This window comes from Salicibibacter cibi (assembly GCF_016495865.1).
GTDB classification, from domain to species: Bacteria; Bacillota; Bacilli; order Bacillales; family Marinococcaceae; genus Salicibibacter; species Salicibibacter cibi.
In genome coordinates this window covers 2,128,315-2,139,771 of sequence record NZ_CP054706.1, presented here as the reverse complement: position 1 = coordinate 2,139,771, position 11,457 = coordinate 2,128,315, and the positions used below count along the sequence as shown (strand labels likewise).

Below are 11,457 nucleotides of genomic sequence, written 5' to 3'. Positions count from 1 at the left end.
TTCAATATGTCCAAAAGAGAAGCCATTGAGCGATTATTGAACCCGGGGTCGATAGCGATTGTAGGGGTTTCCAAAGATTTCACATCTATCAGCGGAAAACCGATGAAAAATTTGATTCGGCATCAATTTGAAGGGGATATTTATCCGGTAAATCCGAAATATGAGGAGATAGAAGGATTTACTTGTTTTCCAAGTCTTCTCGATGTCCCCGGCAAAATTGACGTTGCTTTAATTGCTGTTTCTTCCAAAAGAATGATGCAGATTCTCTCCGAATGTGAGCAAAAACAAGTTCGCAGTGTGATTCTTTTCGGTTCAGGTTTTGCGGAAACCGGCGAAGATGGTGAACGATTACAAGCGGAAGTGCTGGAGAAAGCGAAAAAAGCGGGGATCACGATTTTAGGCCCTAACTGTATCGGCTTGTTAAATGTGAGGACAAGCATTCCACTCGGGTTCTCCACTTCGTTTGAAACAGAGGAAGGTTTTCTTTCCGGAAACGTAGGTTTCGCATCTCAAAGCGGTGCCCTTGGATTCTCCCTATTCGGATTGGCTCAGGAGGAAAATATCGGCTTTTCCCATGTTATTAATACAGGTAATCAGATGGATATTCATACATTGGATTGTATCGATTATATGCTTGAAGATGATGGCACGGATGTGGTGGCTGGTTATTTGGAAGGAATTCCTGATGGCGAAATGTTGATCCGTTTGGCGAAGAGGGCAAAAGCGTTAAAGAAACCGCTCATTATGTTAAAAGCCGGTCGCTCGGAAATTGGCCGGAAAGCAGCGATGTCTCATACTGCTTCATTAACGGGATCCGATGAAACGTTCCAAGCGATTGCAAAGCAATATGGCTTGGTGGTTGCAAATGATGTCGATGACATGATCGATCTAATGAAAGTTTTTTCTCGCGGCAAACAAACAAATGGAAATAATGTAGTAACTATTTCCAATTCCGGGGCGGCAGGCATTGCTATGGCCGATTACAGTGAACCACTCGGATTGGAGCTCGTCCGTTTGCCAAATGAAACGCAAGCGAAAGTAGAGGAAATTATCCCGTCCTACGGATCTGCACTAAATCCGATTGATATAACAGCCCAGGCTTTAAAAGAGCAACATATTCTCACAGATACCCTCGAGGTTTTGATCAACGAGGACGAGGTAAATGTCATCGTTGTCCAAACAACATTTGGGGGAGAGCTAGGCCAGAACATATGCGAAAAAATCGCCGAAATTGATAAGACAACCGAAAAACCTATCGTTGTTACGATTACGGGAACGACGGAAATAACGGGTGAGGGACGAGCGATCCTGGAAAAAGCGAGTGTACCTGTTTATAAAACCTCTTATAAAACGATGTTTGCGGTCAAACATTTGGCAGACTTCTCTCGATTTTGCCTGAAAGAAGAGAAGGATCCGTTTGAACTTCCTGCCATTGAAGAGCGTGACGATCCGACCGGTATATGGACCGAAGTTCGTGTCAAAAAGGAACTCTTTTCTTTAGGAATAAGGATTCCGCAAGGAACGCTTATTAAAGATCGCGAACACTTGCAGAAAGTAAAAGCGAACGTTCCATATCCGGTGGTCTGTAAAGGAATTTCCAAGGATGTTTTGCATAAAACGGACGCTGGCAGTGTCAAAGTAAACATCAAAAACGCCGTCGAACTGGAAGATGCTTATGAATCCATCGCCTCCTCTTTACGCGCATATAATCCTGATGCGGATATCGATGGCATTCTTGCCGAGGAAATGTTGCAAGATGAAAGCGTTGAGATGTTCATCGGGGTTAAAGAAGATCCTCAATTCGGTCCGCTGATTGTGTGTGGACTCGGAGGCATATTTGTAGAAGTATTGCAAGATATATCCATTCGACATGCTCCCATCGATGCCGAAGAAGCATCCGACATGTTAAAAGAACTAAAAGGTTATCCGCTTCTTGAAGGGATCAGAGGTGGAAGTCGCCGGGATATTCCCGCGCTCGCAGAAACGCTTGCCCGCATTTCTCAATATGCATCTACCCACAACGGACACATTCAGGAGATGGATATAAATCCGTTATGGGTGTTTGAAGAGGGACAAGATGTAGCAGCTTTAGATGGCATTATTGTATGGAAAAATAAGAAAGATACTGTTGTGAATTAGACCAATGGAGAGGTGTTACTGAGTGGGTTCGAAGTTACAAGGCAGGTTACTCCCCCTTTGGTTAACTTTTCAGTACAATAGTATATGAAAAATAAAGGGGGGCGATATGCCGAACAAAACCAATGAGAAAGGGATCAATACTAAAACATATGATTGACAAATAGATGTACTTGATGATAAACGCTACGGAAGAACACGACACTTTCCGTGGGCCACGAGCTCAGCCTTCTCGAAAAAAGAAATTCGCTTTTTTCTGCGGAGTCTTCCCACTGCGCTTTCCCATGGGAGTCTCCGTGTTTTTCCTACGCTGGCTCGTTCACTTTTATCAATGATAGATTTTGGTGAAGAGCACCAAAGGAATGTTCTTTAAATATTGCCATCATTCTTTCTTATCACAAGAAACTCATTGAAAGATCCGATCTCACAGCGAACCACGCAAAAAGTACGCTTAAATCACCCGAAAGCCAGAAATATCTTTAGTCTCATGTTGCTGTGTGTAAAATCCGGAAATAACCCGATATTTACAAAACTTTGCACGAAAAGCAACGGCTGCCATGGGCATGACGACAAAGATCATGAATGAACATTTGAACAAGGAAAGAATACTCCAATTTATGGGGAGATAATACCTGAAAGGAGAGACCCGGAAATGATAAAAAATCGTCAAGTCCCAAATCCGGAAGCAGAAGTTCAAGGTATGTACGATGCACATGGGCTTAACTTTTTTGAAACAGATCCAAATGTTGCATTTTTGCTTCGTTACTACGTATCCGAAGATGAATATGAAAAAGTGCACCCGCTTTTGAAAGATTTGGGGGAGGTAGCGGGAAATCAAGTGGATGAACTGGCACATGATGCGGATCGCAATCCCCCTGAATTGGTCTCTTATAATAAGAAAGGGGAACAAATCAACCATGTAAAGTATCATCCTTCATACCTTAGGTTGGAAGAAATCGGATACGGCCAATTTGGACTTGCAGCCATGTCTCACCGCGCGGGCGTGTTGGATTGGCCTACCCCTTTTTCAAGAGTTTTGAAATACTCCTTCTGGTACTTATTTGCCCAAGCTGAATTTAGCCTTTGTTGTCCCATGAGTATGACAGACTCGGCGGCAACTATTCTGGAAAAATATGCGAGCGGTGATATAAAGGAAAAATACTTACCTCGATTAACGAGCACTAATATGGATGAGCATTGGACAGCCGGCCAGTTTATGACCGAAAAACAGGGGGGTTCCGATGTAGGTGCCAACACAGTAACGGCAAAGCAGGTCGGTGATCATTGGGAAATATGGGGAGATAAATGGTTTTGTTCCAACGTGTCCGCTGATATTGCATTGGTCCTCGCCCGGCCCGAAGGAGCGCGACAAGGTTCAAAGGGGCTAGCAATGTTTTTAGTCCCTAAAAGATTGGAAAATGGGGAGCATAATGAATTCCGCATCAATCGATTAAAAAATAAGTTTGGAACCAAGGACATGGCATCAGGGGAGGTCACCTTTGAAGGGGCCGTTGGATATGTCGTAGGCAACATAGAAAACGGCTTTAAACAGATGATGTCCATGGTTAATTCATCAAGGCTATCCAATGCAGTTCGTTCAGCAGCATTGATGAGACGCAGCTATTTGGAATCGATTGTGGCATCTAGAGGGAGGCATGCTTTCGGCAAGCAACTCAGTCAGTTGCCTTTGATGCGGGAAGGTCTCTTTGAAATGCTTCTCGATACGGAAGCGGCCGCATCCATGATTTTTTATACGGCAAAAGTGTTCGATCAGTCGGATAACGGTGATGAGAATGCCAAAAAATCATTGCGCATTCTGACGCCTTTACTGAAAGGATATATATGTAAACGTGCCCGCTATGTGACCGCGGAGGCTATGGAAATCCGGGGCGGGAACGGATACATTGAGGATTGGGTAAACCCGAGACTCGTACGCGATGCCCATTTGGGTTCCATCTGGGAAGGAACGACAAATATTGTTTCCCTTGATGTATTAAGGGCGATCCGCAAGGAAGATGCAGGCAGCACGTTACTGCATCATCTTGAACAACGGCTTTCAGGGATGGATAACGCTTATACCGGGCGAACAGCAAAGCTCATATTGGAACGTGCCGGCGTTATTTCCAGGCAGATGGAACACATTTCGCAAGAACAAGCAAGCACACATGATGTTGCAGCAAAGCGTTTTATGGAGCAAATGTACCATCTTGTTGCTGCGAGTTTATTGTTGGAAGAAGCGGAGCATGAAATAACGGTGGATGGTAATTACCGTAAGCTGTTTTTGTTGCTTCATTATTATCATCGCTATATAAAAGCTGCAGATAATCCCATCTTGTTTGATCAGTCGGTTGATGAATGGTTGGATACGGTCATAGATTGGGAGGAGATTCCCGAGGACGTCGTTGATGTATTGTTGGAGCCACTTGAAGGAGGTGATGATCGTTCCTAAATGGTATTTTGGCTGGAATATTGTCGGGGCGGCTGCCATCATTACGTTGTTGACGGTAGGCATGCGGATGGGCGTCGGCCCTTTCGTCCTGCCTATTATGGAAGATTTAAATTTCTCCCGTACCGAGTTGTCAACGATCATCGCTGTAGGGATGATCGTGTATGGCATTGGGATGCCGATCGCGGGTTATTTGGTAGAAAAATATAGCACAAATATGGTGCTCATCTTAGGAATTATAATCGTAACCATTTCCTGTGTATGGACAGTTTTGGCGCAACATCCGTTAAACTTTTTCATGGCCTTCGGTGTCTTTTTATCGTTTGGGCTTGCTTTTACGAGTCCGGTTGCGCTGACACCGGTCATTAGTCGTTGGTTTACTCAGCTTAGAGGCAGGGCGTTATTTTACTTGTCGACGGGTTCCATGGCTGGAATCGCCATCATGACTCCGGTGTTCTCATTTTTAATTGAGGTGTTTGGGTGGCAAGCAACAATCTTGATTTTCGCCGTTGCTTTTCTCATCATCATCATTCCTACGACCATATTCATTATTCGAGACCATCCGCCGGAAAGCGCTTTGCAATCAGCATCTTCATCAAATGCTCGACAGGATCCAGACACTACCTTGACATGGAAAAAAGCAATGGCCACGCCCCCTTTTTGGTTGATCGCATTTGGTCTGTTTGCATGCGGGTTTAGCATGAATCTGTTGGGTACCCATGGTGTGCCGATGCTCCGGGATCATGGTTTCGAACCGATCACCGCATCCTTTGCAATCGGTTTAATCGGTATAGTAGCTATTCCGAGTACTTTGTTTATGGGGGTTCTTTCAGACAGGTTGCAACGCAAGCATCTGCTCGCATTAATTTATTTTGTGAGAGGTTTAGGGATGGTGGCACTAGTCGTCGTGACAGTTACTTGGCAGCTATATATGGTAGCCGCCATAGCTGGTATCGTATGGGCAGGGAGCATTGCCCTATCTTCCGCGATATTGTCGGATGTCTACGGGGTGCGGCTCGTCGGATTATTATATGGATGGACATACTTCGGCCACCAAATTGGAGCGATGTTAAGTTCCTGGCTCGGGGGTTGGGGATATGAAACCTATGGCACACATTTGGTGTCTTTTGGAGTCACAGGCATTCTATTAATAGCCGCGAGTATTGTTTCCTTGTGTATAAGCAATACATTAAAAGAAAGACAGAATTATAAGCCTAAGGAGATAGCGCAGTCAGGGTGAAAGACTTTTCATTGTTGGAGGTGTATCGTTTGCAACCTGTTTGATACTTCTCTAACATGAAAATGTCGAATTTGGCCGGGAGGAAATTATAATGACAGAGCATTTGTTGTATGAACGAACTGAAAATATCGAGTGGATCATAATGTCGATTTTGCTTCGCAGTTTGATCGACCTTTTATCAAAATGGAAGCTTTAGATGACAGAAATATTTTAAGTGTTGCACATATCAATAGGTTTTTAAATAAACTTTTGTAAGCAGTTACAGTGAATTTCATCTATTTTAAGTTGTATAACCAACATTCAAAAAGCTAAGGGGAACTCCAGTGGTGAAAGCACTTGTGAAGAGAAAAAGTAAGCAAATAGAAGACATCGGTGTGTGGGAGCTTATGAGACGCTCGTCTCCGATTCATTGGCGGTTATACGTGAACTGGGCTTGCCTGATGTAGATGTTAATCGAAACGGTGGTACAATCGCTTTGGGTCATGCGTTCAGAGCCACAGGAAATGAGGCTAAGTGCTGGATTAATAAAGAAGCTGGGATACAAGATCCCGGCTTCTTAGTGGTGCGCCCGGCATGAGCTATAACTTGGTGGTGAAAGTCCACTACAGGCTTGGCAGTAGGAACTGTTAGCCGATGGCAAGGGTGTCCATCGCGAGATGGAATCTGAAGGAGCCGGAGGCAAAATCCCCGAACTGACGAACTGTATCGTAGGCTGAATTGGAATGAATGAGTTTGTCGCTCAAAACGAAGTCCGATACTGCCCGAGTTCCATACAGTAAATACAGCAGTGACATGGGAGGAAGGTTATAGCTCTTACCTGGGGAGGTCTTACAAGGGTTCCCGACAAGAGAGGGTCATTCCCAGAGGAACAATTGGGGCAGCGATGGCTTGATGAATTGTAAGAAGTCAGCAGAAGCTATAGTAGTCCGGAGAGGATGAAGGGCTGAACAATCGTAATCTTGGGAACCGTGGAGGTGTGAGGAATGCAGAAACCACAGACAACGTCTACAGACGGCTATCCACAAGAGAATAGGTTGGAATCCGAAGGTAAGGTGGAAGTGTGCAGTATTCCCCGCGGCGAAACGGATGAACGAGATGATGTGCCTTACCTTATAAACAAGGTGGTTAGCCGGAACAACCGTAATGCGGCATATAAAGCCGTATAAAGGGAGTAAAGGAGCTCGTACGCCTCTTCAGAGACCGAGCTCCTTCAAAATTTACGATGCGTGACGTTTATTCGAGCAAAATTGCATAAATAAACGTTTTAAAGCATGCTCACCAATCAATTGTTAGACAGTACGGTGGTATGTGAGGACGGCAGTTAGTCACTGTCTCCTACTCGATTCCCGCTCATTAGTGTTTTCCCCTTTTCATAAAACATTCTCATCTCTTCGTCGGGAACGAGCGATCCGCCTGTGGACCATGCGATGTGTGTTGCTTGATGCATCTTTGAAGATAAATGGTGTTTGTCGATGTAACTGGGACACCTGTTTAAAAGAATAGGTCCTTGTAAACCGGAAGCAGCTGAAGGCTCGACTTTTATTTCTTCTGTATCCATTAACAATGTAAGAAGTTTGAACAACTCGTTGTCATGAATGGTATAATTACCACTTACAAGTTTTTCGCTAATTTCAGTGGCAAAGCTTGATGGTCTTCCAACGGCGAGCCCGTCAGCTTCGGTTAAATTGTCGAGGCCAAAGTCCCGGACGCTGACTTTTTCCTTTTGGCCTGTCAGAAGCCCGATTAAAACCGAGGGTGAATGGGTAGGTTCCACGAAAAAACAGTGGGCATGAGGCCCAAAGATACTTTTCAAACCAAATGTAATCCCGCCGGGAGATCCGCCGACGCCACAAGGCAAATAGACAAATAAAGGGTTGTCCGCATCGACATAAATACCTTGTGATTCAAGCTGATCTTTCAATCGTAAAGCGGCTACGCTATAGCCTAAAAATAAATCGCGAGAGTTTTCATCGTCTATAAAATAGCTATTCGGTTCATAACTGGATAGTTCTCGTCCTCTAGCGATCGCCCGGCTGAAATCAGCGTTGTATTCCCGAACGGTAGCACCTTTTTCTCGAAGCAATTCCTTTTTCCATTCCTTAGCATCTGCTGACATGTGAACGGTTACGTTGAATCCGAGCGCGGCACTTATAATCCCGATGCTTAGCCCTAAATTACCGGTGGAGGCGACGCCGATGGAATACTGCTTGAAAAAATGCTTAAACTTGGGCGATGCAAATTGTTCGTAATTCTTTTCTTTTGTTATGAGTTGTTGCTCAATCGCCAACGTTTCCGCATATTTTAACACTTCATAAACGCCGCCGCGAGCTTTGATGGAACCTGCAATCGGCAGTTCATTGTCGCATTTTAAATACAGGCGGCCCCTTATACGGGCATGGTAATGACGTTCCAACGCTTGTTGCATCTTCGGGATCGACCGGAGCGGTGACTCGACGATTCCATCACTTGCTTTTGTTTCCGGAAATAATTCTTTTATAAATGGGGCAAAACGTCTCCATAGAGTTTTTGCTTCTTCGATATCATCTTCGCTCACAGGAAGCCCCGTCGCATCTGTTCTTGAAGGGTTTTGCCAAAATACCGGCTTCATTTCCATAATGTCTTCCAAAAGCGGAAACGACTGTGTCCATTCTGACCAGGTTTTTCCTAGACCGCTGTTCCCTATCATTAGGCTTCCTCCCTCCATTAATTAACAATGGTGATCTCGACAGACCTTATACGATTCCTTGTATTCGTAGAACAATTTCAGCAATAATTGCGGAGCCAAGAAAAGTCCCGGATAAAACACAAAATCCGACCACGATAACTCTCCATCCCAATTTTCGAAAATCAGCCCAACGTCGACCGATAGCAATGCCGGCAAAAGCCAATACCGGTGTTGTAATCGCGAGCATATCGATTTGATCCGTTGCCTGGACAATGTATTCGGATCCTGGTGTAACTGGCAAGGAGACCAGAACGCCTAAGATCGCTATATAGATCATGCTGGGGAGGTTAAACGGCAGAATTTTTCCGATAAATAAACCAATTAAACAAATAAGCACGAGAATAAGCATTCCTGGAATAGCTTCAAATGGCATGACGCCAAATCCCATCCAGTTTCCAAGGATAACAATAGCCCCCACAATTAATAAAACGACGGACCACTCTTGTATATTTCTTAGCATTTCTTATTCCCCCGCATCCATTTTTGAATTGGCATTTGGAGATTTTCGTTTCGTAAACAACTGGTAAAGTTTAATCGTTAACGGGAGGGCGATAAACGTGAATACAAATATGCCGGTGATCATCGTCAAAAGATTACTGGCACCTGCAAGTGCAACAATGTCATTTTCGAAAGCGGGAAATGCAGTGACTAGAGAACCGCTTGCCGCAGCCATCATACTCGTGCTGCCAACCCCTGAAGCCATGGCCAGTGCTAACGGATGAAAAGGTGTAAATGCTGCTAAGAAACTTGCGAAGATCCCAAAGAATACTGCACCAAATATGGTGCCAAACACATACATACTCATAACGCCGCGTGTCTCCGGTGAATCGAAACCGTATTTTTCTGTTATAATGGCCACAGAACCTTCCCGGCCTATACCCGGAGCCATACCAATGGCTTCTCGCTTTACGCCGATTAATACAGCAATTGGTATTGCTAAGAGAATTGTCCCTAAATTTCCAATTTCCTGGAGCAATAACGCCGGACCTACCTCCATAATTGTATCGATTGCCGGTCCGATCGTTCCTCCTATTTTGGCAACGAGTAGACCAATGGACAACGTAACAAGCGGTTGTGAGTTTTTGGATTGCTTTTCTTTTATAACCGGTGTGAAATATAGAGCAAAACCGATCGCAAATGCAATGAGCAACGGTAATAGTGAGATGACACCCGGTCCAACGGAAAAATGAATGGGCCCGACTAACTCTGCAACAAGAACGATACATAAAATAAGAAAATACAAACGCCAATCTTTCCAAAATTTCAATGGCTCTTGATTTCTCGTCATCTTTTTCCCCCCTTAATTAGAAATAAAATCAGTAAGGGGTCAACGATAGCGTGACCCCTAACGAATACAATTTACTGACACAGCATATGCGGAAGCATTTGCTCCTTCGGTAACAAACAATCATATTGGTGTGCGCCCGCACCTTGCCGATGTAACTCCTCTTTTGCTTCCCTTAGCACATCGGGTGTCTGCAATACATTGATGACAGTGCTTGCTATACTTTTGCTGGCATAAAGCATCCCTTTTTTTGCATAAGAAGTTTGTCCTTGAGCTACGACTTGCCACGTATGCAACGGCGTCCCGAAGGCCTCGGTTGCCGCCATTAATTGTGCGGTTGGAGTCACCCAGCTGACATCCCCGACATCTGTAGAACCTGTTCCTTTACTTGATGCTCTCGGTTCGCTGTACGGGGCAGCTTCATGAATGAGTGGACGCTTGGACAATTCTGCTGCCCTTTGATCACCAACAAGCGATGCTGCCATTTGTTTTTCGTTATCAGAAAGCGTTTCATAAAAAGCTTTGCTTGTCCGAATTTCTTCGTCGGTGAAATTATCTTCTTCTAAAGCAATCATATTTCGGTGGAGTAACTGATCCAGGACACGATTGGGTACAATGTTTGAACACGCACCCTCAATGCGGTGTTCCACTGTTGTTTCCGTCATTAAAGAGGCTCCCTTGGCAATGTTTTTCACTCGTTCAAAAAGTTCCCTTGCCTGTGCAGATTGAGGAGCGCGGACAAAATAAGAAACCTCTGCCTCCGGTTGGACAACATTTGGTGACATGCCACCTGTATTGGTTATGGCATAGTGAACGCGCGCTTCATCCGGCATATGTTCGCGCATATAGTTTACGCCAACATTCATCAATTCCACCGCATCAAGGGCACTTCTCCCAAGTTCCGGTGAAGCGGCGGCGTGAGAGCTTTGTCCCTTAAATGTAAAATGGGCATGAACGACAGCAAGCGTCGGTCCATTAAATAGCCTGTTCATATAATGAGGGTGCCAAGAGAAGGCTGCATCCACATCTTCAAAAAGTCCTGCCTTAACCATATACGTCTTTCCATAACCGCTTTCCTCAGCCGGACAGCCGTAATAACGAATCGTTCCTTCCATTCCTTGTTCTTGCATATAGGTTTGTACCGCCACAGCGGCAGCAATTCCTCCAACACCGAGCAAATTATGTCCGCATCCATGGCCAGGGGCTTCTGATTTAAGAGGCTCTTTTGATGTTTTCCCAGCCTTTTGACTGAGGCTGGGGAGAGCATCAAATTCTCCCAAAATCGCGATGACAGGTCCAGATGTTCCGGAAGTTGCCGTAAAGGCAGTTGGAATCTCTGCTACGCCCCGTTCGACGTGGAAATCTTGTTCTTCCATGAAGGATGCCAAACATTCAGACGACTCAACTTCTTCAAACCTGACTTCAGCGAATTCCCAAATCTGGTCACTAATTGCTGTGAATTTGTCCTTTTGACTTTCAATTATTTGCGAAACGCGTTCAACAACATTTTTTGTATCCGCTTGCATATTTCCACCCTTTCATTACATGGACTCTGCATAAAGTATAATTCAAAATTTATTGTGAAAATAGTGTATTAATCTCTATAATAATATATAATATATGTG

9 protein-coding genes are annotated in these 11,457 nt (G+C 44.6%); 5 read left to right on the top strand and 4 right to left on the bottom strand.

The features are described 5' to 3' along the window. Nucleotides 1-6 precede the first annotated feature (6 nt). From HUG20_RS10835 to HUG20_RS10815, 5 genes are all read left to right on the top strand, one after another. The gene (locus HUG20_RS10835; RefSeq protein ID WP_200084709.1) at nucleotides 7-2,139 is read left to right on the top strand and encodes an acetate--CoA ligase family protein; all 2,133 of its coding nucleotides are present in this window, start codon (nucleotides 7-9) and stop codon (nucleotides 2,137-2,139) included. Between the two features lie 649 nt (nucleotides 2,140-2,788). Continuing rightward, a complete protein-coding gene (locus tag HUG20_RS10830; RefSeq protein WP_200084708.1) occupies nucleotides 2,789-4,585 on the top strand; it encodes an acyl-CoA dehydrogenase family protein in 1,797 nt (598 codons plus the stop codon). After that, complete coding sequence (locus tag HUG20_RS10825; protein ID WP_200084707.1) at nucleotides 4,572-5,822, top strand: MFS transporter; 1,251 nt, start codon at nucleotides 4,572-4,574, stop codon at nucleotides 5,820-5,822. The genes HUG20_RS10830 and HUG20_RS10825 overlap by 14 nt, the downstream gene beginning before the upstream one ends. A 376-nt stretch (nucleotides 5,823-6,198) precedes the next feature. Continuing rightward, nucleotides 6,199-6,399 carry a hypothetical protein gene (locus HUG20_RS10820; RefSeq protein WP_246476385.1) on the top strand — a complete coding sequence of 67 codons (201 nt, stop codon included), beginning with the start codon at nucleotides 6,199-6,201 and terminating at the stop codon, nucleotides 6,397-6,399. Between the two features lie 406 nt (nucleotides 6,400-6,805). Beyond that, nucleotides 6,806-6,988 (top strand): hypothetical protein, encoded by a 183-nt coding sequence (locus HUG20_RS10815; RefSeq protein WP_200084706.1) that lies wholly within the window; start codon nucleotides 6,806-6,808, stop codon nucleotides 6,986-6,988. A gap of 155 nt (nucleotides 6,989-7,143) precedes the next feature. Here HUG20_RS10815 and dsdA read toward each other — a convergent pair whose 3' ends face one another. From dsdA to HUG20_RS10795, 4 genes are all read right to left on the bottom strand, one after another. Continuing rightward, entirely contained in the window at nucleotides 7,144-8,508 is a 1,365-nt protein-coding gene (dsdA, locus tag HUG20_RS10810; protein ID WP_200084705.1) for a D-serine ammonia-lyase, read from the bottom strand. A gap of 46 nt (nucleotides 8,509-8,554) precedes the next feature. Beyond that, entirely contained in the window at nucleotides 8,555-9,007 is a 453-nt protein-coding gene (locus HUG20_RS10805) for a hypothetical protein (protein ID WP_200084704.1), read from the bottom strand. Between the two features lie 3 nt (nucleotides 9,008-9,010). Continuing rightward, nucleotides 9,011-9,835, bottom strand: a complete 825-nt coding sequence (locus HUG20_RS10800; RefSeq protein WP_200084703.1) for a DUF3100 domain-containing protein — start codon at nucleotides 9,833-9,835, stop codon at nucleotides 9,011-9,013. A gap of 71 nt (nucleotides 9,836-9,906) precedes the next feature. Beyond that, nucleotides 9,907-11,358: a M20 family metallopeptidase gene (locus HUG20_RS10795; protein ID WP_200084701.1), complete on the bottom strand. Its 1,452-nt coding sequence runs from the start codon at nucleotides 11,356-11,358 to the stop codon at nucleotides 9,907-9,909. Between the last annotated feature and the right edge of the window lie 99 nt (nucleotides 11,359-11,457).

What these genes read in the sequence shown, in the direction of transcription:
- dsdA (WP_200084705.1), bottom strand. Translation starts at nt 8,508, where the DNA reads ATGATAGGGAACAGCGGTCTAGGAAAAACCTGGTCAGAATGGACACAG.
- HUG20_RS10835 (WP_200084709.1), top strand. Translation starts at nt 7, where the DNA reads ATGTCCAAAAGAGAAGCCATTGAGCGATTATTGAACCCGGGGTCGATA.
- HUG20_RS10825 (WP_200084707.1), top strand. Translation starts at nt 4,572, where the DNA reads ATGATCGTTCCTAAATGGTATTTTGGCTGGAATATTGTCGGGGCGGCT.
- HUG20_RS10830 (WP_200084708.1), top strand. Translation starts at nt 2,789, where the DNA reads ATGATAAAAAATCGTCAAGTCCCAAATCCGGAAGCAGAAGTTCAAGGT.
- HUG20_RS10815 (WP_200084706.1), top strand. Translation starts at nt 6,806, where the DNA reads ATGCAGAAACCACAGACAACGTCTACAGACGGCTATCCACAAGAGAAT.
- HUG20_RS10805 (WP_200084704.1), bottom strand. Translation starts at nt 9,007, where the DNA reads ATGCTAAGAAATATACAAGAGTGGTCCGTCGTTTTATTAATTGTGGGG.
- HUG20_RS10795 (WP_200084701.1), bottom strand. Translation starts at nt 11,358, where the DNA reads ATGCAAGCGGATACAAAAAATGTTGTTGAACGCGTTTCGCAAATAATT.
- HUG20_RS10800 (WP_200084703.1), bottom strand. Translation starts at nt 9,835, where the DNA reads ATGACGAGAAATCAAGAGCCATTGAAATTTTGGAAAGATTGGCGTTTG.